The sequence below is a fragment of the Allobosea sp. FBZP-16 genome, assembly GCF_002831785.1.
Classification (GTDB): Bacteria; Pseudomonadota; Alphaproteobacteria; order Rhizobiales; family Beijerinckiaceae; genus Allobosea; species Allobosea lupini.
This window is the reverse complement of sequence record NZ_LNCQ01000056.1, coordinates 55,500-77,778: the sequence shown is the minus strand read 5'-3', so window position 1 is coordinate 77,778 and position 22,279 is coordinate 55,500. Positions and strand designations below refer to the sequence as shown.

Sequence of the window (22,279 nt, the reverse complement as noted above, 5' to 3'; positions counted from 1 at the left end):
AGCTGGAAAGTGTCGGGCAAGCGCGCCACGCGCCGGTTGTCGCAGGGGTTTGTTAACCCTGTTGCCGGATGCTCGGGTTTCCTGTCTCGCCCTCGGGAATGCCTATGCTTGCTCGTTCCGTCTGGCGCCTGTTGGGCCGTGCCGGCCCCGCTGCCGCGCCGGCTGCGTTGCAGGCCGCGGCCGAGACACCGCAGCAGCCTCCCGTTCCCGCCGAAACCTCGATCAGCGAGGCGATCAACGAGCTTGAGAGCGACGTCGTCGCGGCGATGCGTCGTCTGAATGATGGGCTCGACCAGGCTGAGAACTGTTCCGAGCGTTCGGAGATCCGTTCCCGCGAGATCCGCGGCGGCATGGCGGAACTCCGCGAGGCGGCTCTGCAGGCGAGCGACAACTCCGCGGCATTGGCGACGGCGACGCTGCAGGTGTCGGAGGCGGCCGAGCGCGTCGGAGCGGCGATGTCCGGCGCCCGCGACATGCTCGACAACGCCGCCGAACGCGCCGCGGAGGCGACGGCGATGATCAACGGGCTCGCGGCGGCGACCGGCGAGATTCGTTCGATCGTCGATGCCATCGCCGAGATCGCCCGCCAGACCAATCTGCTCGCCCTCAACGCCACCATCGAGGCGGCCCGCGCCGGCGAGGCTGGCAAGGGCTTCGGCGTCGTCGCGCAGGAGGTGAAGTCGCTCTCGCTCGGCGTGCGCGAGGCGGTCGACCATATCCGCAATCAGGTCGATCGGCTGAACCAGACGGCGCAGGGCTCGGCCGCCGTGGTCACCGACGCCTTCCGTCTCGTCGGCGAGGTCAATCCGGTCATGGCGACCGTCGGCGAGGCCTCGCACGAGCAGGCGGCGGCGGCGGCGGAATTGTCGCGCAGCGCCGAGGCGACCGCCCGCTTCATCGAGACGGTGCGCGACCGCGTCGGCGAGGTCGACCGCGTTGCCCTCGCGGCCGCGCAGGAGAACATCGATGCCAGGCGGGCGCTTGCCGAAGGCGCGCGCCAGGCGGAGGGGTTGCTGGAGCGCTTCGTACCGACGCTGCGTCACACCGTCTTCGCCGACCGGCGCCAGCACGACCGTTTCCCGGCCGAGTGTCCGGTCAGGCTCGAATTCGGTGGGCGCATCGTCGCCGGGCAGACGATCGATCTGGGCTTCGGCGGCGCCCTGCTGTCGGTTGCCGATTCCGAACTGAGGCCGCGGATGCGCGGCACGATCGCGATCGAGAACGTGCCGCCCTTGCCCTGCCGGGTGATGGCACGCAGCGATCTTGGCCTCCACGTCGCCTTCGAGCGTGGTGACGAGGCTGCTCACGCGGCGCTGCATCGACGCCTCGCCGAGATCGAGGACGGCTACCGCCCGCTGATCGAGCAGGCGCAGGAATTCGCGCATCGGGTCGCCGCTCTGCTCGAATCGGCGCTGCGCACCGGACGCCTCAGCGAGGAGGATTTGTTCGATACCGACTATCTGCCTGTTCCGGACTCCAATCCGCGCCAGTTCGTCAACCGGGCGCTGCCAGTGCTGCAGGCGATCCTGCCGCCGTTGATGGAGCAGGCCAAGGCGAGCGATCCGCGCCTCGTGTTCACCCTGCCGATCGACCGCAACGGCTATATCCCGGTGCATCATCCCGAATATTCGCAGCCGCAGCGGCCCGGCGACCCGGATTGGGATCCGGCCTACAGCCGCGACCGCCGCATCTTCGACGATCGCGCTGGCATCACCGCGGCGCGCTCAGCACGGCCCTTCATCATCCAGTCCTACCAGCGCGACATGGGCGGTGCCGGCATCCAGCTGATGCGCGAGGTGGACGCACCGGTGCGCGTCGCCGGCCGCCATTGGGGCGGCGTGCGCATGGCCTATCGAATGGCGTGATCAGCCGCGCCCGGCCGCCAGGATCGCGTCGATCCAGCGCTGCGAGGTCAGGGCTTCCTCGCCCGTCACGACAGGATCGCGCCCAGTCTCGATCGCGTCGAGGAAGTCGGCGATCACGGCGCGATGGGCGTCGTGCGGGAAGTCCATGATGTTGGCGCCGCTGCCGGTATTGCCCTCGGCTTCGACCACCTCCGAGCGGCCGTCGAGGAAGGAGAGCTGCAAACGCCCGCCGACCAGCGCTGCATGGCCCTTGCTGCCGATGATCTCGATGCGCTCGGGATGGCCCGGATGGGCGGCAGTGGTGGTCACCAGCGTCGCCGGTGCGCCGCTGCCTGTCTCCAAGAGCGCTCCGACATAGTCCTCGGTCTCCATCCGGTGCAGCGAGGTGGTACGCACCTGCGCGGCGACGACCTTGGACACCCCGACCAGCGAGCGGAACAGGTCGAAGGAGTGGATCGCCTGCGTCAGCAGCACGCCGCCGCCATCGCGGGCCATCGTGCCGCGGCCGGGCTCGTCGTAATAGCTTTGCGGGCGCCACCACGGCACCTGCAGCAGGCCGGCCTCCACCGTGCCGAGCTCGCCGCCGTCCAGCGCCGCCTTGAGCCGCAGGCTCGCCGGCCGGAAACGGTGCTGCAGCACGACGCCGAAGGCCTTGCCGGCTCGGCGCGCCGCGGCGACTAGCTCCTCGCCACGTGCGACGGTGAGTTCCAGCGGTTTCTCGACCAGCACATGCTTGCCGGCCGCCAGGCAGCGCGTCCCCACATCGCGATGGCTCGCCGGCGGCGTCAGCACGATCACCGCCTCGACGGCCTCGTCAGCCAGTGCCGCGTCGATGTCGGTGGTGCCGGGGAAGGGGAACTGGGCGCGATAGGCGTCGAGCCGCTCCTGCGAGCGGCTGGCGACGTAGCGGACATCGACCCTGCCAGCCAGATCGATCAGGCTGCGAGAATGGGGCAGGGCGGCCGGGCCCAGCCCGATGACGGCGATGCCGAGCTTGCGTGTCACTTTGCCTCGGTTCCTCTGACGGGCAGGCGCACGGCACGGTCCTGCGCATGCAAGGCGAGCCGGCAGACCGTGAACATGTGCCGCTGTGTCGCCGCCGTCTCGCTGCGGTCCGCGATGTCGGCGATCAGGTTGCGGAAATAGGTCAATGGTTCGCGCGACGCGTCGATATGGTGCGTGCCGGCCTTGTCGACCAGGAAGACATGGTCGGTCCCGGGCCGGCCGGCAATGTCGACATATTTGCGCAGCTCGATCGTCCCTTCGGTGCCGAGGATGGTGAGCCGCCCGTCGCCCCAGGTCGGCAGGCCGTCAGCGGTGAACCAGTCGACGCGGATAAAGCCGTTCGCCCGGTCGCTGCGCAGCAGAATCTCGCCGAAATCCTCGAAATCGGGCAGGTCGGCCAGGCCGAAATGGCCGGTGCCGGAGGCCGCGATCTCGGCATCGGGCGAGCCGGTGAAATGCAGGAACTGGTCGATCTGGTGCGAGGCGATGTCGGTGAGGATGCCGCCGAAGGACCGCTTGTCGAAGAACCAGTCCGGCCGGATCGACCGGTTCAGCCGGTGCGGGCCGAGGCCGACGGTCTGCACAACCCGCCCGATCGCGCCATCCGCGATCAGCTTGCCGGCGACGATGGTGGCCGGGACGATGAAGCGCTCCGAGAAGCAGACCGAGAAGATCCGCCCCGTTTCCGCGACGACGCGCTCGACCTCGGCGAGTTGCTCGAAGGTCGTGACGCCCGGCTTGTCGACCATCACGTCCTTGCCGGCCTGCATCGCCCTGACGGCGAGGCCGGCCCGCTCCGAGGGGATGCCGGCGCAGACGATGAGGTCGATCGTAGCGTCGTCGAGCAATGCCTCGGCCTGCGCCTCCCGCAGTTGCGGAAAGCGCTCGTGGAAGCCGGCGAGCACGCGCGGATCGCTGGTCGCAGGATCGAAGCCGGCGCAGTCCGCGCCGGCTTCCAGAAGGCCGCCGACCATATGGTAGATATGGCGGTGGTCGAGGCCGATGGCAGCAAAGCGCATCTTACTCGCGTATCCTATTTGGGCGCGTGGCCGACGCCGATCTCCTGGTCCCAGCGCCGGAAGGCGGCGACCAGGCGCGCGGGTGTCAGTGGCGGGCGGGTCGGCAGGCTTGAGATCAGCCCGTCATATTCGGGCCGGCCGAACTCCTTCAGCACGTCCTGGCTCTCCTTCGGCGCCATCGCCAGGGTCACGCCCTTGATCGCCGGGCCGGGGTAGAAATAGCCCTTGTCATAGGTCGCAGCCTGCGACTCCGGCTTCAGCAGATGCGACATCAGCGCCAGGATGACCGGGATCTTCTCCGCAGCCACGCCCTTCGGGATGCACATGAACTGCGTGTCGGGAATCCAGTGCGTATTGGCGATGGTGAAGACCTTCGCCTCTTTCGGCACGATGCCGAGCGCGCGCGGATTGATGTCCCAGCCCAGCGTCGAGACGATGCAGTCGCGCGTCCCGTCGCCGAGTTCCTTCATCGTCGCGGCGGTGCCGGTCGGATAATAGTCGATCGCCGTGCCGAGTTCCTTGAGATAGGCCCAGGTCTTGGCCCAGCCGTTCATCGGGTCGGTCGGATCGCTGTCGCCGAGGATGTAGGGCATGCCCTGCAGGAAGGTCCAGCCGGGGCCGGAGTTGAGCGGGCGGGCATAGGTGAAGCGGTTGGGGTTCGCCTTCACATAGGCGAGGAACTCCTCGGCCGTCTTCGGCACCGTCTTGACCTTGTCGGCCATGTATTCGAACAGCGGGCCGGACGGCGAATAAACGACGGCGACGCCTTCGTTCTGGCCGAAATTGCGCTGCATCATCAGCGCCTGCTCGTGATAGATGTCCTCGGCCTTGGGCAAGCTCGCCGTATGCGACTTCCAGACGTCGACCCACAGGCCCTGCTGGATGCCGTCCGACATCGCGCCAGGCCCGGTCAGGACCATGTCGATGTCGACGCGGTTGGCGTCCTGCTGCGCCTTGAGCTTGGCCGGCAGCTCCGGCGAGGGCGCCCGCGAGAAATTCAGGCGCGAGATCAGCTTCGGATTGTCCCTGGCGAACTTCTCGATCGAAGCTTGGGTAAGCTGCAGATTGCCGGCGACGTCGATGATGTTGAGCATCACCGGGTTTGCAGGCGCGCTCTGGGCGAAGGCTCCGCCGGCGGAGAGCGCCGCGAGGCTGGAAGCGCCGGCGATCACGCCGCGCCGTGTCGGATGGGTCATTGCTACCTCCCTGTGCTGGCCTGCTTTGCTGCGGCCTTGCCGGTATACTAGTACACAAGACGCCGCCGGCAAGAGGCGACGAAAGCAGGGGGAGGGTTGCGTCGGGCGCCAGGAGCGGCAGCCGTCCTGGCGGCGGCAGCTTTCGAATGTGCCCCAGACCCCTGCAATGTCGACAGCGTTCGCGATGAACGCTACGTCATCGGCAGGCTGGCAAACGGGTGGGGAATGCGCGACATCGGAGCTGGCCTAGGTGGCGCGCTCATCCTGTTCTTCGCCCGCTTCATCACGGCGGTGCGCGGGCGCTGGGACGGTGTCGCGCCGACCGATGAGCAGCGCATCTACTTCGCCAACCATGCCAGCCATGGCGATTTCGTCCTGATCTGGACGGTGTTGCCACGCCGCATGCGCTTTTCGACCCGGCCGGTCGCCGGCAGCGACTACTGGCTGAAGAGCGGCCTGCGGCGCTTCATCGGCCGCGATGTCTTCAACGCCGTCCTGATCGACCGCGATCCAGCGACGCGAACGGCAGACCCGATCGTCCAGATGAGCGACGCGCTCGATGCCGGCTCCTCTCTCATCGTCTTCCCGGAAGGCACGCGCAACACCACCGATGCGCCGCTGCTGCCGTTCAAGAGCGGGCTGTTCCATCTGGCGCAGGCGCGCCCGAACGTGGCGCTCGTGCCGGTCTGGATCGACAATCTCAACCGCGTCATGCCGAAGGGCGAGTTCGTGCCGGTGCCGCTGGTCTGCACGGTCACCTTCGGCGCGGCGCTAACTCTTGCCGAGGCCGAGACCAAGCAGGATTTCCTGGCGAGGGCTGAGAAAGCGCTGCTCGCTCTGTCACCGAAGGCCAGCGCGCCATGACGATGCCGCATCCCGATCTCGTTGCCGTGCTGGCCGGTCTGCTCGGCGTCCTGATCGTGGCCTCCACGATCGGCTACCTGCTGCAGCGCCGGCTGTCGCCGGACGGCTCGAATGCCGTGGTCGAGAACCTGAACGATCGCATCCGCGCCTGGTGGATCATGATCGTGCTGATGGGCCTGGCGCTGATCGGCGGTAAGGCCGGCGTGACGCTGCTCTTCGGTTTCTGCTCGTTTGCGGCGCTACGCGAATTCATCACACTGACCGACACGCGCCGCGCCGATCATTGGGCGCTGGCGGCCGGCTTCTTCGTCGTGCTGCCTATGCAGTATTATCTGATCTGGATCGACTGGTACGGCCTCTACTCGATCTTCATCCCGGTCTACGCTTTCCTGTTGATGCCGATCATCGCCTCGCTGCGCGGCGACACCGAGCATTTCCTCGTGCGTATCGCCGAGGTGCAATGGGCGCTGATGATCTGCGTCTTCTGCATCTCGCATGTGCCGGCGCTGCTCAGCCTCGACATCCCCGGATATCAGGGGCGCAACGTCCTGTTGATCGCCTTCCTCGTCATCGTCGTGCAGATGAGCGATGTGCTCCAATATGTCTGGGGCAAGCTGCTCGGCCGCACCAAGATCGCGCCCAGGTTGTCGCCGTCCAAGACGGTCGAGGGCTTCGTCGGTGGCGCGCTCAGCGCGACGGTGGTCGGGGCGGCCCTGTCCTGGATGACACCGTTCACGCCGCTGCAGGCAGCGCTTCTGGCGCTGGTCATCGTGCTGATGGGCTTCTTCGGCGGGCTCGTGATGTCGGCGATCAAGCGCGATCGCGGCATCAAGGACTGGGGCCATCTGATCGCCGGCCATGGCGGCTTCCTCGACCGGCTCGATTCGGTGGTTTTCTCCGCACCGATCTTCTTCCACCTCGTCCGCTATGGCTGGTCGGCGACGTGAGTTCGCCGCTCGCCCGTCTGATGCGAAGCAGCATCGTCCATGTCGGCTTCGCCTTCATCGCCATGGGCAGCTGGGCCGCCTTCGCCAACCGCGCCCATCCGATGCCGGCGCCGCTCCTGGCTGGGCTGATCCAGGGGACGCTCTCGGCGATCATCACCCTGCTGCTGAAACGGGGCATCGAATATCTCGCCAGCCGCTTCACTGGCCTGGCCGCGCTGCTGGCGCCGCCCGTCATCGCGGGGCTCGTCTCCGCGAGCCTGCTGACGCTCATCCATACGATCGGCGGCACGCCCGAGATCGCCAGGACGATCGCAGTCCCGCTGACCGTCGCAACCAGCTATGCGGCGCTCTACAATCTGTCGCTGTGGCGGAGCAGGAAGGCGACGGACAATGGCGCAGAGCGACGACCGGCGGCCGCTCTCGAGCCGCGATACCGGCTGGGCCCGGGCGATAGCGCGCCGGCTGAGCGATAGCGGCATCACGCCGAACCAGATCTCGATGGCGAGCATGGCGATGGCGGCCTGCGCCGGCGCCGCCTTCTGGCTCGCGGGCACGGCGCCGGCCGGATCGCGCATCGCGCTGCTGCTTGCCGCGGCCCTGTTCTGCCAGCTCAGGCTGCTCTGCAATCTCTTCGACGGCATGGTTGCGATCGAAGGCGGCAAGCAGGCGGCCGATGGGCCGTTTTGGAACGAATTCCCCGACCGGATCGCCGATATCCTGATCCTCGCCGGCGTCGGCTACGGGATCGGTGCGCCGGCGCTGGGCTGGGCGGCGGCCGCCTTTGCGGTGCTGACCGCCTATACCCGCGAGCTCGGCCGCAATTGCGGGCTGCCGGCCGATTTCTCCGGCCCGATGGCCAAGCAGCACCGCATGGCGATGATCACGGCGGCGGCGCTGATCTCTCTGCTGGAGCCGTTCTGGCGAGGCCAGAACGAGGTGCTGACCGTCGCGCTCTGGCTGATCGCGGTAGGCGCTGCCGTGACCGCTCTCAGGCGGGCGGCGAACATCGTGCGGGCATTGCGGGCTCGCTGAGCCGGGCCTGCCTCGCTCTCAGCCCCCGGTCACGCTCATATGCCGGCCGACGGCGGCTCGCGGCTGGCGTCGGTCGATGACGAAGTCGTGGCCCTTGGGCTTGCGCGAAATCGCCTCTTCCATCGCCCGGTAGAGCAGGGCGTCGTCGGCCGAGGCGCGGATCGGGGCGCGCAGGTCTGCCGCATCCTCCTGGCCGAGGCACATGTAGAGCGTGCCGGTGCAGGTCAGCCGGACGCGGTTGCAGCTCTCGCAGAAATTATGGGTCATCGGTGTGATGAAGCCGACGAGACCGCCGGTCTCGCGTACCCGGACATAGCGTGCCGGGCCACCGGTCCGGTAGGGATCGTCGTCGAGCGTGTAGCGGTCCATCAACCTGGCCCGCACCATCGAGAGCGGCAGGAACTGATCGAGCCTCGCCGGCTCGATCTCACCGAGCGGCATCACCTCGATGAGCGTCAGGTCCATGCCGAGGCCATGGGCCCACTGCATCAGCCCCTCGATCTCGTCCTCGTTGACGCCCTTCAGCGCCACCGCATTGATCTTGACGCGCAGGCCGGCGGCACGCGCCGCCTCGATGCCGGCGAGCACCTTCGACAGGTCGCCCCAGCGCGTGATCCTGCGGAACTTCTCGGGATCGAGCGTGTCCATCGAGACGTTGATGCGGCGCACGCCGCAATCGGCCAGCTCCTGCGCATAGCGGGCGAGCTGCGAGCCATTGGTGGTCACAGTGAGCTCGTCGAGCGCGCCCGAGGCGAGATGGCGCGAGAGCGAGCGGAACAGGTTCATGATGTCGCGCCGCACCAGCGGCTCACCGCCGGTGATGCGCAATTTGCGCGTGCCGCGCGAGACGAAGGCGCTGGCGACGCGGTCGATCTCCTCCAGCGTCAGCAGATCGCGCTTCGGCAGGAAAGCCATGTCCTCGGACATGCAGTAGACGCAGCGGAAATCGCAGCGATCCGTCACCGAGATGCGCAGATAGGAGATGTCGCGGCCGAACGGGTCGGTCAGCGGCGCACGCATCAAGGGCTTGATGGGGTCCTGCAGCACGGCGGCTGAAATCCTTGGACGGTCGCGGTCTTGCGGCGCAGTGCGCCTGCCGTTGCTCTGATATAGGAAGCGAACATCGGCGGCGGCAAGCCCGCGGTCAAGCCGGCTGATGGTCGCAAGCTGTTCTGGAGAAACACGAAGATGTCAGACTGGCCGAGCGAGATCCGTCTCTCGAAGGACCGCCGCACGCTCCACATCACCTTCGAGAGTGGCGAAAGCCATGCGCTCACGGCCGAACTGCTGCGGGTGGAGAGCCCCTCGGCCGAGGTGCAGGGCCATGGCCCGACCCAGAAGCAGACCGTGGCGGGTAAGCGCGAGGTCGAGATCCTGAAGGTGGAGCCGGTCGGCCACTACGCTGTCCGCCTGACCTTCGACGACATGCACGACACCGGCATCTATGGCTGGGACTATCTGCGCGAGCTCGGTCGCGACGGCGAGGCGAAATTCCAGGCCTATCTCGACGATCTCGCGGCGAAGGGCTTGTCGCGGGAGCGGGGCAAAAGAGTTTAGGGCGCGCCGCCTCAACCGAGCGAACCGAACCCGTGTCCCGGACGTAGATGCTCCTGAATGCGCCTCACGCGCACCAGGGAGGATGTTATGAACGCCAGGGTCATCGTCGCCGGCTTGGTTATGGCGGTTTGTCTGTCCGGTTGCATGGCGATGGGCGGGCCGGCGAACAAGGCGCCGGAACCGTTGAAAAAGATCGACGTCGGCCGCTTCTACAGCGGTCTCTGGCACGAGATCGCCCGTCGTCCGATGGCGATCACCGATGGCTGCGTGGCCGGTGCGACGGAATACAAGCGCGACGCCGGTGGCGGCATCGACGTCCTCGACTCCTGTCGGATGGGTACGCCCGAGGGCGAGCCCAAGACGATCGGAGGGCCGGGCCGTATCCTCGATCCCGGCACGAACGCCAAGCTCAGGGTCGACTATCGCCTCTACGGATTCATTCCGGTCACGCGCGACTATTGGGTGCTCGATCGCGCGAACGACTACAGCTGGTTCATCTCGGCCGATCCCGAGTTCCGCGATCTCTATATCTTCTCCCGCGACCCGCAGATCAGCGAGGCGCAGCGGGGACGGCTTGTCGGGCGCGCCCGAGCGCTGGGCTATGACGTGACCAAGCTCGAATTTCCCGAGATGCCGCGGCGGTGAGCCTGCCTGCCTCATGGAGAAGGGCGGGCAAGATCGCCAAAGACTTGTAGCAGTCCTTGGTTCTCCTGCTCGCCGCGGTGGTGGCAGTCCGGATCTTTGTGACGGTCCCGGCCTGATCGGATGCAAAAAGAAAAAGGCCGGCACGAAGCCGGCCTCTCGCAATCCTGGACGCGTGGTGCCGCTCAGCGGGCGACGACGACGCGGGTGCCGACCTTGGCGCGCTCGTAGAGGTCGATCACGTCCTCGTTCAGCATGCGGATGCAGCCCGAGGAGACCGCCTGGCCGATCGTCTCCGGCTCGTTCGAGCCGTGGATGCGGTAGAGGGTCGAGCCGAGATACATGGCGCGGGCGCCGAGCGGGTTCTCCGGGCCGCCGGGCATGAAGCGCGGCAGGTCGGGACGGCGCTTCAGCATCTGCGCCGGCGGGGTCCAGCCGGGCCACTCGGCCTTGCGGGTGATGGTCTGCGAGCCGGCCCAGTCGAAGCCCGGGCGGCCGACGCCGACACCGTAGCGGACGGCCTTGCCGTCGGGCAGGACGAAATAGAGGCGGCGCTCGCTCGTGTTGATCACGATCGTGCCGGGGCGGTAGGTGCCGCCGAAGGAGACGACCTCGCGCGGGATCGCGGTCGCCTGCGCCTTGGCAGGGTCGACATAGGTGACGAGCGGCTGGCGGGTAAGCGGGTCGATTTCGGCGACGGCGGCGGTCGCCGTGGCCGCGACGGCCGTGCCGGCGATCAGGGCCAAACGGAAGGAGCGGAGCATTGCGGCCTCGGAAGGGGATTGCAGGATGGTGGGCAGGGTGGTGAGCATGCGGAAAGGTGACGGAAAAACGTCAACAATTCCCCAAATCTCTGGCAGAGCGGCGGCTGCCGTTCAATCGATCGACGTTCACATCGACGCGACCTCTTAAGCTTTGAAGGCGCCCGTTGCGGGGCTGCAACAGGCGTAGGCGTCTACTTTGGCAGTTGCGGTGATTTGGACGATTTTCGGACAAAAGCGCGGCGCCGAGAAAAAGTTCCATCGGGCGAAATACGGCCGGAATTGGATCGGGCACGGTGTGCGGGCGTGCGGAACCTCATCGCCAGGGTCGCGTTATGAGGGCGACGATATCGAGGCCTGCCGACCAATGATTCCCGAAGATCACGAGGAACAACGCATCATCCGGATCGCGCGCGCACTCTGTCGCTCGGCGCGCATAGACCCCGATGCAGCGATCGACGAGTGCACTCGCCCGCGACTTCCTGCGTGCAACGACGTCGGCACCGTGCCGTTGCCCGCTTGGGTGGCTTTCCGCGAGTCGGCCCGCGCCTTTGCCGCCCGTCATCCGCGCGAGATCGTGAGCAGCCTGTGATGGCTTGTCCGATTGCCGTTAACCGGTCGTTCGCCTAGTCTTCAGGTCGAGGGGCAACTTCCGATTGCAAAGCCGGGCCGGCTCTGGTCCGCTCTGCAAAATGACGGGAGGTTCGCCATGCCGGCCTGCCAATTCAATGCCGGGCCTGAAGAGCTCGCTGCACTGGGAACAGCCTTTCACGAGGCCTGGCGGCATGTCGGCCCGATCTATGGACCCTTCGAGAATCCGCATCGCGAATGGCTGGCGCGCCTGATTCTCGGGCTGCGCCGCTCCGGCCATTCCGGCGACATCGCCCTGCTCGCGATCGAGCAGTTCATGGCGACCGCCCCGCTGGCTGAATGGGCGAACGATGCGCAGCCGCGCCCGGACCGAGCCACGAGAAACTGAGCGCTCGCTGCCCGGCCACTCCGTTCCGGCTGAGGCCCCTCCGAGCGAACGCGGCCTTGCCTCCACGGTCAGGCGGGCAACGTTGCCGTAATCTTCGCACGCAATCTGCGCCGTGCTGACCCGGTCCGATGCGCGGACATGGGGTCGCAAGCCTGATGCGTCGGCGGCGGCTCAAGGTCGCCGCAAGGAGTCTTTGATGAATCGTTTCGTCCCGTTGGCCGGCCTCGGCCTGTCGGCTCTGCTCGCGATCCCGGCCGTGGCGGCCGATCGTCCCGTGCGGGGGCATGAATGGCCGGCCTACTCGGCGCCACGGCCCTATAACTGGAACGGCATCTATGTCGGCGCCCATACCGGCGGCGCCTTCGATCGCTTCCAGGGGGCCGGCAAGAAGAGCCGCAACGAGATCCTGCTCGGCGGCCAGCTCGGCTACAATCTTCAGATGGGCGGCTTCGTCACCGGTGTCGAGGCTGACATCTCGATGAACGGTCTCGGCAAGGGCGCCAAGCGCACCGGCGGCACCAGCGCCGACATGCGCTATGTCAGCACCCTCAAGGCCCGCGCCGGTATCGCCTTCGACCGCGTGCTGGTCTACGGCCTCGGCGGTGTCGCCTACGGCAGCCTGAAGGCCAGCGACGGGCTGGTCTCGAAGGAGAAGAGCAAGATCGGCTATGTCGTCGGCGCCGGCGCCGAATACGGCATCACCGACAATCTCTCCGCCAAGCTCGAATACAACTACGTCTCGCTCGGCAAGCAGAACTTCCAGTTCGCCAGCGGCCGCGCACGCGTCGGCGTCAACGAGCATCTCGTCAAGGCGGGCCTCAACTACCGCTTCTGACGTCGAAATCCCGGCCGGGAAACCGGTCCGGTCCACCCTGCGGCCCTGGAGCCCGTTCCGATCCGTTCGAGTTGCTCCAACCTGAACGGATCCGGATCCAACGGCTGCGCACTGGCATGGATGGAGCGTGATGCGTCTGGATATTTCGCCCCTATTCCGGCATCACGTTCCATCCGTGCACCCTGATCAGCTTTTTTCATGCGCGCCCTGATCGTCGAGGACGAGCCACAACTGATGGCCTTCCTGTCCTCGCTCCTCACCAATGCCGGACTGATCGCCGATCGCACGACGACGATCGATGCGGCACTTGCCGCCTTGCGCTCGACCCCGTTCGATATCGTGATCGTCGACCGGCGCCTGCCTGACGGCGACGGCCTCTCGATCGTCAAGGCACTGAATTCCGCCGAGCCGCGACCCGCCTTCCTCGTCCTGACCGCCCGGGACGCAAAAGCCGACGTGATCGAAGGCTTGAACACCGGTGCGGACGACTATCTCGTCAAGCCCTTCGAGCCGGAGGAGCTGCTGGCGCGCCTGCGCGTCATCCTGCGCCGGCGCAATCCCAAGCGCTCGCTGGTGATCACCGCCGGCAATCTCTCGCTCGACCTCGAAGGACGCAGCGCCAGCGTCGGTTCGGAGATGCTCGATCTGCGCCGGCGTGAGGCGCTGATCCTGGAGGCGCTGGTCCAGCGCGTCGGCCGTGTCGTCACCCGCGACGTCCTGATCGAGGCGGTCTACGGCTTCGACGACCTGATCGAATCCAACACCCTGGAGGCGCAGATTTCGCGGCTGCGGCGCAAGCTCAAGGAGGCCGGCGCCAGGGTCGAGATCACCTCGCTGCGTGGCATCGGCTACATGCTGCGCGTCTCGGAGCTGGCGCTGTAGCGCAGCCCCCCTCAATGATCCTCCCGCGGCGGGAAGACGAGACGCACCAGAGTGCCGCTGCCCGGCCGCCCGAGGATGGTCAGCGTGCCGCCATGGGCGGCCATGATGTCGCGCACGATGGTCAGGCCGAGGCCGGCGCCGGTCGAGTTCGGCGACATCCGGTTGAATGGCTCGGTCACCTGCGGGCGGTCGGACGGCTCGATGCCGATCCCGTCATCCGCGACCTCGAGCACCGCGCCGTCGATCACCCTGACCACGATCGTCGATTTCGCCCGTGCATGCCGCAATGCGTTGTCGACGAGATTGGCGATCGCCGCCCGCACGGTCGCTTCGTTGGCCTCGATCAGCGAGCGCCGTTCCCCTTCCTCTTCCAGTGCGACATCGGCGCCGTTGCTCAGGATCAGCGGTGCGAGATCGGCCAGCACAGCGCGGGCGATGCCGTTGAGCTGCATCGCCTCGAACGGCAATTCGGTGCTGTGCAGCCGGGCGAGCTGCAGCATCGACGAGACGATGGTGGTCAGCCGGCTGACATCGGTGGTGAGCGCAAGCCGCATCTGGTCGTTCGGCAGCGCGTCGATCCGGCCGCGCATCACGGTCAGCGGCGTGCGCAGTTCATGTGCGACGTTGTTCATGAAGCGCCGCTGCACCTCCATGTTGCCGGCGATCTTGTCGAGCGCGGCATTGAGCGCCGTGGTCAGCGGCATCAGCTCGACCGGGGTCTGCTCGGTCGGCAGCAGGCCGCGCGGCGCCTTCGGGTCGATCCGTGCCGCGGCCTCGGCGGCGCTGCGCAGCCGCGCGCCGATATAGGACACCGACATCGCGATCGCGCCGGCGATCAGGAGGCCGAAGACCACCGAGATCGCCAGCGCCGAGCCTGCGATCGCCCGCAGATAGTAGCCGAGGATCAGATCCCAGCCCGGCTGACCGCCGCGGGTGGCGACGATGATCCTGCTACCGTCCTTCTCGATCACGTCGAAGGCGAGTGCGTTCTCGCCGCCGATCCGCATCTGCGCGGCGATGGTCGGCCCGTCGAGCCGGATGTCGATCGGCAGGGTCGGCCGCAACTCTGGCGCATACTCGACGAGGGAACGTCCATCGGAGACGAGATACCAGAGCGAGGGGCTGGCGCGCTCGATCCGGGACAATCCCGCGGTCTTTTCGACCTGCACGGCGCTGCCGGAGGCGGCACGCGCGCTTTGCTGGATCATTTGGGAGGTGACGTCGTTGCGCAGGACGCCGGGATCCTCGGTGATCAGGGCAAACGCGATGACGGCGCCGATGAAGGCGGTGAACAGGACGATGCCGAGCAGCGACAGGCGGATGGTGAGGGCGCGCGACAGGGAGGTCATGGCAGAGCCTCGCCGCCATGCCGCCCGGCCCGGACCAGCCGATAGGTCGCTCGTCCCTGGCGCGGGATCGCTGCAGCGTTGCGAGTCGTCACGGAACCTCGATGCGGGTATGGCTTGCGGGATCGGGGGCCCGCCCCTTCCTGTCTCTGCATGGACCGTATCGCCATTGCCGTTCAACTCTCTTCCGGAGCTGCCGGCCTGATGCATGCGCTGGGCGTCATGGCGCGTTGGTCTGGCCCGCGTCTCGTGCTTGCCGTGCTGCTGGCCTTCATGCCCGGCCTCGCGCTCGGGCAGGGGGCGGTGACGAAGGGCGAGGTCCGGGCCGGCCAGCTGCCGACGACCTCGCGGCAGGACATCACCAGGCTGGTCGAAAGCGTGTTCGACGCGGCGTCCAAGACGGTCAGCATCCCGATCGAGCGCTCGCTCGCGCTCTTCGGCGAGCCGAACGCCTACATCATCGGCGGCGAGCTCAGCGGCTCCTTCGTGCTCGGCGGGCGCCATGGCAGCGGCGAGTTGCGCTTTTCCGACGGGATCCCGACGCCGGTGACCTGGTCGGCCCTGTCGGTCGGCATCGGGCTCGGCGCCGATTACGGACGGGTGATCATGCTGGTCTACGGTCTGGACCGGCGCGAGGACGTCTTCGGCACCTATGCCAGCCTCGGCGGCAGCGCGCATTTCCTTGCCGGCGCCAACGCCACCATCCTCGCCTCGTCCCGGGCGCGGATCGTGCTGATCTCGTCCGGCCTCGGCTTGCGCTTCTCCGGGGATCTCAGCCGCATCGTCATCGAGCCGGCGGGCCCGCAGGAGCAGTTGCGCCCGCCTGGCCTGATCTGCGCCACGCCGGCCGAATGCGCTGCGCCCGGTCGTTGAAGTCCCGATAGGCAGGATCGTAGCCCTAGCGGCGCCGGTCGAGCAGGCGATGCGCCGTGGCATGGAGCTCGTCGAGCTGGGTCGAGATGTCCAGCGCGATCAGGCCCATCTCGCGCTCATCGGCGGCGCGGCGGACATAGAGCGGCTCCGACCAGAGCACGCAGCCGCGGCCGAAGGGCAGCGCGATGCTGGCCCTGTCCCAGTTGTCGAGATCGACCCGGGCGCTGGTCACCGCCGCGAAGAGGTAGATCGGCCGCCCGGTGGCCCGCGCCAGCTGGATCGCTCCCTTGCCGGCGACACGCGCGAGCTTCGGTACGTCCGCCGTGAGCACGAGGCTGGTGCCTTCGCGGAGCGCCTCGCGCATCTCGAAGAAGGCGGGAATGGCGCGCTTGGTCTTGATCTTGCGGGGACTCTGGGCGCCTGAGCCGCGAATGGCGCGGAAGCCCGCGCGCTCCACCACCGTGGCGACCACTGCCCCGTCGAAATGCAGCGAGGTCAGGATCGCGATCTCCGCCGCGCCGTCGAGCGCTGCCAGGCTCAGCATCTGCTGGCCGTGCCAGGTCAGGGCGATGAAGGGCTCGCGGCTGCGCTCCCACGGCCTGATGCCGGGGAGCGCCGGCTTGAAGCGCGTCGTCCGCTGCACGAAGGCGAGATAGGCGTGCAGGGCGCGGCCGGCGACCGCCGCAGATTGCCCAGTGCCGAATCGCATGATCCGATCTCCACGGTGACTCCCGTGGAGGGGATCGGCGCGTCGGCTTGCTCCAACATTGCGCGGCCCCGCGGCGGCGGCACGCGTTTCGTTCGATCGAGCGAAAAGAGCTCGCGCAAGTACCGAGACCTGTCAGCGCACCATGAACTTGACGATGCGGGCGACGAGCTCGTCGTCCTGCCCGGCGAAACCATGATGTGCGCTGAAGCGACAGGGATTGGCCTCGTCGGTCTGCCCGCCGCTCATCCATTCGACCTGGACGCGCCCGCCCGCCCAGGCCTGGAACGGGGCGACGCCGGCTGGCAGCGTCAAGCGGCAGCGATCCTCTCGGTGATGCAGGACGAGCGTGCGCGGCAGCCGGTTCGGCGTTCCCAGTATCGTCTGGACGCTGTCGTCCGAGCCCGACGCCTTGCTCAGGAGGCCCGAGGTCAGGACGAGCCTGTCCGGCATGGCGCCCGCCACAAGGCCCTGGGCTGCACGGTGCGTGCCCATGCTGGTGGCGACCACGATGACCGGACGCTTGATCGCCGCCATATGGTCGACCGCAGCAGGAAGGTTCGTCCCGAGCTCGGCAAGCAGCACATTGTAGCCCTGCGCGACGAAGGCATCCCGGTTGCGGATCAGGACGTTGTCGCCGGCCTTGCCGAGGCGCGCGCCGCTGCCGACCTCGAGACGGCCATCGCCGCCGGTCAGCAGGATCACGCTGCCTTTGGGATGCGGAGCGCGGATGAGGATGCTGCGGACACCGGCGATCGTGATGGTCTCGCCGCCCTTCACCGTGATCGGCGCCTCCGCCCGGCCGGGGGACGGGATTGCGAACGACCATAGGATCGCAAGCACGCCGAGGGCGCGCAGGACACGCTGCTGATATCCGATCATGTTGTTAGGTCACCCATTCACCTGAAAGCGGCGCAGAACTGCGCGCGCCACCGTCACCGTGTCGCGCCTGCGCCTGCCGCAGGATTCGGTGGCTACATTGCACGAGATGTGCAGCCGGTTTCATGGCCATTCGTCAGGGGAGCCAGGGGGCGGCTCGCGCGGCGGTAACCGGAAAGGCACGGCCGGCGCCCGCCTTTTGAGGTCGGGCTTCCTCGTATCAGCGAGGCTTGGGTCTCTTTAGCAGGCCAGCTTCGATCGCGAGCTCGATGTCGATTTCCAGGATCTCCTCGCTCGTCAGTTTGAGATCGCGTCTCAGCCTGCGTTGGATGTCGAGATCAATTGGGATTTCGGTCGATAGCGGCATCTCAGGAGCCGGCCGCTTCCGGCTTTTAGGCATAGGCATTTGTCATCTACGCGCGAGAGTATGGCGCGGATGCAGCAAACTGGGGCCACCATCCTCCGGCTCGCCGATATCTCCGGCGAGCAGGCGAGCTCGATCACTCGCGCAACCTTTGCTCAGGGCGATGGCGCCTATGGGCTATTCGAACGTGGGGAAATGGTGGGCGGCACAGGGATCGAACCTGTGACCCCTCCCGTGTGAAGGGAGTGCTCTACCGCTGAGCTAGCCGCCCGGACCGCGCTGTTCCTAGTGGGGTGTGCCGCCGCCGTCAAGAATGAGTAGCGAGGGCCGGCTTGCGGTCGGTAAGCTGCCGCACTGCCTGCGGCAGTTCACTGAAGTGCTGGATCACCAGGTCGGGCGCGAGTGCCTCGACCGGCACGTCGGTGTAGCCGAATGGCACGCAGATCACAGGGATGCCGGCGGCACGTGCCGTGTCCACATCGGTGCGCGAATCGCCGACCATCACCGCGCGGGCCGGATCGGCGCCGGCCTCGGCGATCGTCTGCGTGAGATGGCGCGGGTCGGGCTTGAAGAAGGGGAAGCTGTCGCGCCCGGCAATAGCGGAGAAACGCTCGCTCAGCCCGAAATGATCAAGGAAAAGGCGGGTGTGCAGGATCGGCTTGTTGGTGCAGACCGCGAAGACGAAGCCGTCGGCCGCGAGCTCGTCCAGCGCCGCGACGACCCCCTCATGGATGAAGCTGTTGCCGGCGACGCCGTCTGCGTAGATGCCGAGGAAGCCTTCGAACAGCTGCTCCAGCGTCTCGGGGTCGAGCGGCCGGCCGCTGACCTTGAAGCCACGCTCGATCAGCGCCCTTGCGCCGGCGCCGACCAGTTCCCGCGCCCGCTCGACAGGCAGGGCGGCCAGCCCTTCCTGCTCGAGGATGACGTTCAGCGTGCGCATGATGTCGGGGGCGGTCTCGGCGAGGGTGCCGTCGAGATCGAAGACGACGATCGGGGGGAGCGACATGATCCATCCTGTGACGTTGCCCTGCGCATAAAGGCCGAAGGATGCGGGTTGGCAAGGGCGCTGGCGCAACAGCGACGTCATCTCGTCGTGGCCTCGCTGCAATCGCGGTGATACGGGTTCGGCAGCATGGTAGGGTGCGGACGAATCGTCGAAGGGGGCGTAGCGGTGCCGAAACTGTCGAGCTGTTCCAGAAGCTCCATTGGCCGTTCCTGGGCCCGGGCGCTGGGCGCCGGCCTGTTCGTCTTGCCGGCTTTCGGCGCGGCGCTTGCCGCGCCCTATGAGTTCGCGCCGGCGCCGCAGACCGATCTCAACCGCGTCTATCGAATCGACAAGGCGACCGGGGAGGTCGGGGCTTGCCAGTTCCAGCTCAAGGAGGGCGGTGTCGGTGTCACCGTCTGCTTCCCGGCCGGGGAGGGGGCCGGTGCGCAGGCGCCGAGCGACTATGTCCTCGTTCCCTCGCGCCATGAGCGCGAAGGCGGCATCTTCCGCGCCAATGTCCGCACCGGCGAGCTGAGCGTCTGCTACGTCTTCGACGACAAGGTCGTCTGCACGCCGATGGTGAAGTAGCGTCGCCGCCGGGCTGGTGGCGAAACGGTAACTGCAATTTATTCACGACGGCGATGCGGCGTTTGCTATCGGCAAGCGCTTGCCCCGCGTGCTAGAGCCCCGGCGACCCACCCACCACGCCGGAGGCTCGCATGCTGACGCTCAAGGATCCCTCGCTGCTGCGCACGCAGTGCCATGTCGACGGCGCCTGGATCGGCGAGGGCGTCGATGTGGTCGACAACCCGGCGACCGGCGAGATTCTGGCCAAGGTGCCGCGCTTCGGCGCCGACGAGACCACCGCTGCGGTCGAGGCCGCCTCGCGCGCCTTCAAGCCCTGGGCAAAGAAGCCGGCCAAGGAGCGCTCGCTCATCCTGCGCAAATGGTTCGAGCTGATCATGGCGAACCAGGAGGATCTGGCGCAGATCATGACGGCCGAGCAGGGCAAACCGCTGGCCGAGGCTAGAGGCGAGGTCGCCTATGCCGCCTCCTTCGTCGAGTTCTACGCCGAGGAATCCAAGCGCATCTATGGCGAGACCATTCCCTCGCCATTCCCGAATTCGCGCATCATCGTGGCGAAGCAGCCGGTCGGCGTCTGCGCTGCGATCACGCCCTGGAACTTCCCGGCGGCGATGATCACGCGCAAATGCGCTCCGGGACTGGCCGCGGGCTGCACCTTCGTGGTCAAGCCGGCGCCGGACACCCCGCTGACCGCGCTGGCGCTGGTCGCGCTCGCCGAGCAGGCGGGCTTCCCCAAGGGCGTGCTCAACATCGTCACCGGCGATGCCCAGGCGATCGGCGGCGTGATGACCTCCCATCCGGCGGTGCGCTTCATCGGTTTCACCGGCTCGACCCCGGTCGGCAAGCTCCTGATGCAGCAGGCGGCTTCGACCGTGAAGAAGGTCGGGCTCGAGCTCGGCGGCAACGCGCCCTTCATCGTCTTCGACGATGCCGATCTCGACAAGGCGGTCGAGGGCGCGATCATCGCCAAGTTCCGCAACATGGGCCAGACCTGCGTCTGCACCAACCGGCTCTTCGTCCAGGACGGCATCCATGACGACTTCGTCGCCAAATTCGCCGGCGAGGTCGCCAAGATGAAGGTCGGCAACGGCGTCGAGGTCGGCGTCGTGCAGGGCCCGTTGATCAACGAGCGCGCGGTCGAGAAGGTCGAACGCCATGTCGCCGACGCGGTCGCGGGCGGCGCCAAGGTGATGGTCGGCGGCCGCCGCCATGCGCTCGGCCGCACCTTCTACGAGCCGACGGTGCTCGCCGGCGTCACCACCAAGATGCTGGTCACCAATGAAGAGACCTTCGGGCCGATCGCGCCGGTCTATCGCTTCACCAGCGAGGACGAGGTTGTCGCCATGGCGAACGACACGCCCTTCGGCCTCGCGGCGTATTTCTACACCAGGGATCTCGGCCGGGCCTTCCGCGTCGCCGAGGAGCTCGAATACGGCATGGTCGGCATCAACTCGGCCATCCTCGGAACCGAGGTGGCGCCTTTCGGCGGCGTCAAGGAATCGGGTCTCGGCCGCGAGGGCTCCCTCCACGGCATCGAGGAGTTCGTCGAGATCAAGTACATGCTGATGGGTGGGCTCGGCGCGTGAGCGAGGACCTGAAGAAGGCTGCCGCCCTGGCTGCACTTGAGCTGGTGCGCCCGGGCATGCGGCTCGGCCTCGGCACCGGCTCTACTGCCAGGCACTTCGTCGACGGCCTCGGCGCCAAGGTTGCGGCGGGGCTCGAGGTGATCTGCGTCGCAACCTCGGAGGCGACGCAGGCACAAGCGGAGAGCCTCTCGATCCCGATGTCGACGCTGGACGAGACGCCCGAGCTCGACCTCACCATCGACGGCGCCGATGAGATCGACAGCGCCTTGCGGCTGATCAAGGGCGGCGGCGCCGCGCTGCTGCGCGAGAAGATCGTCGCCGCCGCGTCGAAGCGCATGATCGTGATCGCCGACACCGGCAAGCAGGTCGAGACGCTCGGCCGCTTCCCGCTGCCGATCGAGGTCGTGCCCTTCGGGCTGGAGGCGACGCGACGGGCCGTCGCAGCCGCGATCGCCTCGTCGGGGGCGAGTGGCGAGCTCAAGCTGCGCAAGCGCACGGATGGTGCGACGCTGCTGACCGATGGCGGCCATTACATCCTCGACGCGCACCTTGGCCGGATCGAGCTGCCGGACGTGCTGGCGCTGGCGCTGAACCAGGTCCCCGGCGTCGTCGAGCATGGCCTCTTTCTCGGCCTGGCCAACGCAGCGTTCCTCGCGGGCAGTGATGGCGTGCGCGTCCTCGGCGATCCGGCTGCGGAACGTCGCTGAGCGCTTGTCGAGCGGCATGCTTTTGCCGCAAAAGTGGTTTCCACTTTGGCTGCACATGCTCTAAGAGCGGCCGGCGGCTGCTCCCGGTGAGGGGCGTTGCCGCACCGGAACACATGGCCATCGCCGCATGGCCGGCGAGCGACGAAGGGGTAACCGCATGATCCGTCACAGCCTGGCAGGCGCGTTCCTGTCGCTGGCGTTGTTCGCCGTGCCCGCGCTGGCGCAGCAGCCGCTGACGCCGGAACATCTCAAGGCTGCGCGCGAGGTCGTCATCTCCTCCGGCCTGTCGCAGTCGATCGAGTCGCTCTACAGCGAGTTCGTCGCGAATGTCCGCGAGAGCCTGGCGACCCGCCCCGAGCTGAAGAAGGACATGGAAGAGGTCCTGACTGCGCTCAAGGCCGAGGCCGATCTTCGCCGCGACGAAATGATCGATTCCTCCAGCAGGATCTTCGCCAGCAAGATGCCGGAAGCCGATCTCAAGGAGGTCATGGCCTTCTTCAGCTCGCCCGTCGGTCAGCGCTACAATGCGAACCGCGCACAGGCGCTGGAGGAGGTCTACACGCTGCTTCAGCCCTGGACTGTGGCGACCAGCAACCGACTTTTCGATCTGTTCAACGCCGAGATGCGCAAGCGCGGCCACAGGCTCTGAGCCGACAACCGTTGC

Annotated in this window: 24 protein-coding genes, 1 tRNA gene and 1 pseudogene; 16 read left to right on the top strand and 10 right to left on the bottom strand. The window is 67.3% G+C overall.

Annotated features, from left to right (window positions below; genetic code table 11):
* The first annotated feature begins 104 nt into the window (after window positions 1–104).
* Complete coding sequence (locus CXY91_RS28035) at window positions 105–1,865, top strand: methyl-accepting chemotaxis protein (protein WP_158673623.1); 1,761 nt, start codon at window positions 105–107, stop codon at window positions 1,863–1,865.
* Here the strand turns inward: CXY91_RS28035 and CXY91_RS28030 are convergent, their stop codons facing one another.
* From CXY91_RS28030 to CXY91_RS28020, 3 genes are read right to left on the bottom strand one after another with little or no spacing between them, the layout of a single operon-like run.
* The gene (locus CXY91_RS28030; RefSeq protein WP_100965272.1) at window positions 1,866–2,870 is read right to left on the bottom strand and encodes a Gfo/Idh/MocA family protein; all 1,005 of its coding nucleotides are present in this window, start codon (window positions 2,868–2,870) and stop codon (window positions 1,866–1,868) included.
* Window positions 2,867–3,889: a Gfo/Idh/MocA family protein gene (locus tag CXY91_RS28025; RefSeq protein WP_091830804.1), complete on the bottom strand. Its 1,023-nt coding sequence runs from the start codon at window positions 3,887–3,889 to the stop codon at window positions 2,867–2,869. Before CXY91_RS28025 ends, CXY91_RS28030 begins: the two co-directional genes overlap by 4 nt.
* Before the next feature lie 14 nt (window positions 3,890–3,903).
* Window positions 3,904–5,085 (bottom strand): ABC transporter substrate-binding protein, encoded by a 1,182-nt coding sequence (locus CXY91_RS28020; protein WP_100965271.1) that lies wholly within the window; start codon window positions 5,083–5,085, stop codon window positions 3,904–3,906.
* A 225-nt stretch (window positions 5,086–5,310) separates the two neighbouring features.
* Between CXY91_RS28020 and CXY91_RS28015 the strand changes: the two genes are divergently transcribed.
* The 4 genes and pseudogenes from CXY91_RS28015 (at window position 5,311) to CXY91_RS28000 (ending at window position 7,928) form a co-directional block, all read left to right on the top strand.
* On the top strand, window positions 5,311–5,949 hold the full coding sequence (locus tag CXY91_RS28015) for a lysophospholipid acyltransferase family protein (protein ID WP_100965270.1): 639 nt from the start codon (window positions 5,311–5,313) through the stop codon (window positions 5,947–5,949).
* The gene (locus CXY91_RS28010) at window positions 5,946–6,896 is read left to right on the top strand and encodes a phosphatidate cytidylyltransferase (protein ID WP_100965268.1); all 951 of its coding nucleotides are present in this window, start codon (window positions 5,946–5,948) and stop codon (window positions 6,894–6,896) included. The genes CXY91_RS28015 and CXY91_RS28010 overlap by 4 nt, the downstream gene beginning before the upstream one ends.
* 20 nt (window positions 6,897–6,916) lie before the next feature.
* Window positions 6,917–7,261 (top strand): annotated as a pseudogene (locus CXY91_RS28005) (hypothetical protein); the annotation flags it as partial.
* Window positions 7,262–7,286: 25 nt separating this feature from the next.
* Window positions 7,287–7,928 (top strand): CDP-alcohol phosphatidyltransferase family protein, encoded by a 642-nt coding sequence (locus CXY91_RS28000; protein WP_100965265.1) that lies wholly within the window; start codon window positions 7,287–7,289, stop codon window positions 7,926–7,928.
* An 18-nt stretch (window positions 7,929–7,946) separates the two neighbouring features.
* Here CXY91_RS28000 and moaA read toward each other — a convergent pair whose 3' ends face one another.
* Window positions 7,947–8,948, bottom strand: coding sequence for a GTP 3',8-cyclase MoaA (gene moaA, locus CXY91_RS27995; RefSeq protein WP_100965324.1), 1,002 nt, complete (start codon window positions 8,946–8,948; stop codon window positions 7,947–7,949).
* 168 nt (window positions 8,949–9,116) lie between these two features.
* On the opposite strand from moaA, the gene CXY91_RS27990 reads away from it, so the two are divergent.
* Both CXY91_RS27990 and CXY91_RS27985 read left to right on the top strand, forming a co-directional pair.
* Window positions 9,117–9,485 (top strand): gamma-butyrobetaine hydroxylase family protein, encoded by a 369-nt coding sequence (locus CXY91_RS27990; RefSeq protein ID WP_100965263.1) that lies wholly within the window; start codon window positions 9,117–9,119, stop codon window positions 9,483–9,485.
* Between the two features lie 183 nt (window positions 9,486–9,668).
* Window positions 9,669–10,130, top strand: coding sequence for a lipocalin family protein (locus CXY91_RS27985; RefSeq protein ID WP_248307665.1), 462 nt, complete (start codon window positions 9,669–9,671; stop codon window positions 10,128–10,130).
* Between the two features lie 182 nt (window positions 10,131–10,312).
* Here CXY91_RS27985 and CXY91_RS27980 read toward each other — a convergent pair whose 3' ends face one another.
* The gene (locus CXY91_RS27980; protein WP_091832287.1) at window positions 10,313–10,891 is read right to left on the bottom strand and encodes a L,D-transpeptidase; all 579 of its coding nucleotides are present in this window, start codon (window positions 10,889–10,891) and stop codon (window positions 10,313–10,315) included.
* Window positions 10,892–11,087: 196 nt separating this feature from the next.
* On the opposite strand from CXY91_RS27980, the gene CXY91_RS30430 reads away from it, so the two are divergent.
* The 4 genes from CXY91_RS30430 to CXY91_RS27960 all read left to right on the top strand — a co-directional run bounded on the left by CXY91_RS30430 (window position 11,088) and on the right by CXY91_RS27960 (window position 13,584).
* On the top strand, window positions 11,088–11,480 hold the full coding sequence (locus CXY91_RS30430) for a hypothetical protein (protein WP_158673622.1): 393 nt from the start codon (window positions 11,088–11,090) through the stop codon (window positions 11,478–11,480).
* 117 nt (window positions 11,481–11,597) lie between these two features.
* A complete protein-coding gene (locus tag CXY91_RS27970) occupies window positions 11,598–11,867 on the top strand; it encodes a hypothetical protein (protein WP_091830786.1) in 270 nt (89 codons plus the stop codon).
* 196 nt (window positions 11,868–12,063) lie between these two features.
* Window positions 12,064–12,702, top strand: coding sequence for an outer membrane protein (locus tag CXY91_RS27965; RefSeq protein WP_100965260.1), 639 nt, complete (start codon window positions 12,064–12,066; stop codon window positions 12,700–12,702).
* Between the two features lie 198 nt (window positions 12,703–12,900).
* A complete protein-coding gene (locus CXY91_RS27960) occupies window positions 12,901–13,584 on the top strand; it encodes a response regulator transcription factor (RefSeq protein WP_091830781.1) in 684 nt (227 codons plus the stop codon).
* Window positions 13,585–13,595: 11 nt separating this feature from the next.
* Here CXY91_RS27960 and CXY91_RS27955 read toward each other — a convergent pair whose 3' ends face one another.
* Window positions 13,596–14,933 carry a sensor histidine kinase gene (locus CXY91_RS27955; RefSeq protein WP_158673621.1) on the bottom strand — a complete coding sequence of 446 codons (1,338 nt, stop codon included), beginning with the start codon at window positions 14,931–14,933 and terminating at the stop codon, window positions 13,596–13,598.
* A 201-nt stretch (window positions 14,934–15,134) separates the two neighbouring features.
* Here CXY91_RS27955 and CXY91_RS27950 point away from each other — a divergent pair, with 201 nt between their 5' ends.
* Window positions 15,135–15,803 (top strand): EipA family protein, encoded by a 669-nt coding sequence (locus tag CXY91_RS27950; RefSeq protein ID WP_158673620.1) that lies wholly within the window; start codon window positions 15,135–15,137, stop codon window positions 15,801–15,803.
* Between the two features lie 25 nt (window positions 15,804–15,828).
* Here the strand turns inward: CXY91_RS27950 and CXY91_RS27945 are convergent, their stop codons facing one another.
* The 4 genes from CXY91_RS27945 to CXY91_RS27930 form a co-directional block, all read right to left on the bottom strand.
* Window positions 15,829–16,512 carry a lysophospholipid acyltransferase family protein gene (locus CXY91_RS27945; protein ID WP_100965256.1) on the bottom strand — a complete coding sequence of 228 codons (684 nt, stop codon included), beginning with the start codon at window positions 16,510–16,512 and terminating at the stop codon, window positions 15,829–15,831.
* A gap of 132 nt (window positions 16,513–16,644) precedes the next feature.
* Window positions 16,645–17,391 (bottom strand): alpha/beta hydrolase, encoded by a 747-nt coding sequence (locus CXY91_RS27940; protein ID WP_100965254.1) that lies wholly within the window; start codon window positions 17,389–17,391, stop codon window positions 16,645–16,647.
* 557 nt (window positions 17,392–17,948) lie between these two features.
* A tRNA-Val gene (locus tag CXY91_RS27935) sits at window positions 17,949–18,023 on the bottom strand.
* Window positions 18,024–18,059: 36 nt separating this feature from the next.
* Complete coding sequence (locus tag CXY91_RS27930; protein ID WP_100965252.1) at window positions 18,060–18,758, bottom strand: HAD family hydrolase; 699 nt, start codon at window positions 18,756–18,758, stop codon at window positions 18,060–18,062.
* A gap of 165 nt (window positions 18,759–18,923) precedes the next feature.
* Between CXY91_RS27930 and CXY91_RS27925 the strand changes: the two genes are divergently transcribed.
* From CXY91_RS27925 to CXY91_RS27910, 4 genes are all read left to right on the top strand, one after another.
* Window positions 18,924–19,325: a hypothetical protein gene (locus CXY91_RS27925; RefSeq protein ID WP_425285409.1), complete on the top strand. Its 402-nt coding sequence runs from the start codon at window positions 18,924–18,926 to the stop codon at window positions 19,323–19,325.
* A gap of 131 nt (window positions 19,326–19,456) precedes the next feature.
* Entirely contained in the window at window positions 19,457–20,908 is a 1,452-nt protein-coding gene (locus CXY91_RS27920; protein WP_100965250.1) for an NAD-dependent succinate-semialdehyde dehydrogenase, read from the top strand.
* Entirely contained in the window at window positions 20,905–21,615 is a 711-nt protein-coding gene (gene rpiA / locus CXY91_RS27915) for a ribose-5-phosphate isomerase RpiA (RefSeq protein ID WP_100965248.1), read from the top strand. Before CXY91_RS27920 ends, rpiA begins: the two co-directional genes overlap by 4 nt.
* 157 nt (window positions 21,616–21,772) lie before the next feature.
* Window positions 21,773–22,264: a DUF2059 domain-containing protein gene (locus tag CXY91_RS27910; RefSeq protein WP_158673619.1), complete on the top strand. Its 492-nt coding sequence runs from the start codon at window positions 21,773–21,775 to the stop codon at window positions 22,262–22,264.
* Window positions 22,265–22,279 lie beyond the last annotated feature (15 nt).

What these genes read in the sequence shown, in the direction of transcription:
- CXY91_RS28025 (WP_091830804.1), bottom strand. Translation starts at nt 3,889, where the DNA reads ATGCGCTTTGCTGCCATCGGCCTCGACCACCGCCATATCTACCATATG.
- CXY91_RS28015 (WP_100965270.1), top strand. Translation starts at nt 5,311, where the DNA reads ATGCGCGACATCGGAGCTGGCCTAGGTGGCGCGCTCATCCTGTTCTTC.
- CXY91_RS27945 (WP_100965256.1), bottom strand. Translation starts at nt 16,512, where the DNA reads ATGCGATTCGGCACTGGGCAATCTGCGGCGGTCGCCGGCCGCGCCCTG.
- CXY91_RS27970 (WP_091830786.1), top strand. Translation starts at nt 11,598, where the DNA reads ATGCCGGCCTGCCAATTCAATGCCGGGCCTGAAGAGCTCGCTGCACTG.
- CXY91_RS27955 (WP_158673621.1), bottom strand. Translation starts at nt 14,933, where the DNA reads ATGACCTCCCTGTCGCGCGCCCTCACCATCCGCCTGTCGCTGCTCGGC.
- CXY91_RS28000 (WP_100965265.1), top strand. Translation starts at nt 7,287, where the DNA reads ATGGCGCAGAGCGACGACCGGCGGCCGCTCTCGAGCCGCGATACCGGC.
- CXY91_RS27920 (WP_100965250.1), top strand. Translation starts at nt 19,457, where the DNA reads ATGCTGACGCTCAAGGATCCCTCGCTGCTGCGCACGCAGTGCCATGTC.
- moaA (WP_100965324.1), bottom strand. Translation starts at nt 8,948, where the DNA reads ATGCGTGCGCCGCTGACCGACCCGTTCGGCCGCGACATCTCCTATCTG.
- CXY91_RS27940 (WP_100965254.1), bottom strand. Translation starts at nt 17,391, where the DNA reads ATGATCGGATATCAGCAGCGTGTCCTGCGCGCCCTCGGCGTGCTTGCG.
- CXY91_RS27990 (WP_100965263.1), top strand. Translation starts at nt 9,117, where the DNA reads ATGTCAGACTGGCCGAGCGAGATCCGTCTCTCGAAGGACCGCCGCACG.
- CXY91_RS27960 (WP_091830781.1), top strand. Translation starts at nt 12,901, where the DNA reads ATGCGCGCCCTGATCGTCGAGGACGAGCCACAACTGATGGCCTTCCTG.
- CXY91_RS28020 (WP_100965271.1), bottom strand. Translation starts at nt 5,085, where the DNA reads ATGACCCATCCGACACGGCGCGGCGTGATCGCCGGCGCTTCCAGCCTC.
- CXY91_RS27965 (WP_100965260.1), top strand. Translation starts at nt 12,064, where the DNA reads ATGAATCGTTTCGTCCCGTTGGCCGGCCTCGGCCTGTCGGCTCTGCTC.
- CXY91_RS27980 (WP_091832287.1), bottom strand. Translation starts at nt 10,891, where the DNA reads ATGCTCCGCTCCTTCCGTTTGGCCCTGATCGCCGGCACGGCCGTCGCG.
- CXY91_RS27950 (WP_158673620.1), top strand. Translation starts at nt 15,135, where the DNA reads ATGCATGCGCTGGGCGTCATGGCGCGTTGGTCTGGCCCGCGTCTCGTG.
- CXY91_RS28010 (WP_100965268.1), top strand. Translation starts at nt 5,946, where the DNA reads ATGACGATGCCGCATCCCGATCTCGTTGCCGTGCTGGCCGGTCTGCTC.
- CXY91_RS28035 (WP_158673623.1), top strand. Translation starts at nt 105, where the DNA reads ATGCTTGCTCGTTCCGTCTGGCGCCTGTTGGGCCGTGCCGGCCCCGCT.
- CXY91_RS27930 (WP_100965252.1), bottom strand. Translation starts at nt 18,758, where the DNA reads ATGTCGCTCCCCCCGATCGTCGTCTTCGATCTCGACGGCACCCTCGCC.
- CXY91_RS27910 (WP_158673619.1), top strand. Translation starts at nt 21,773, where the DNA reads ATGATCCGTCACAGCCTGGCAGGCGCGTTCCTGTCGCTGGCGTTGTTC.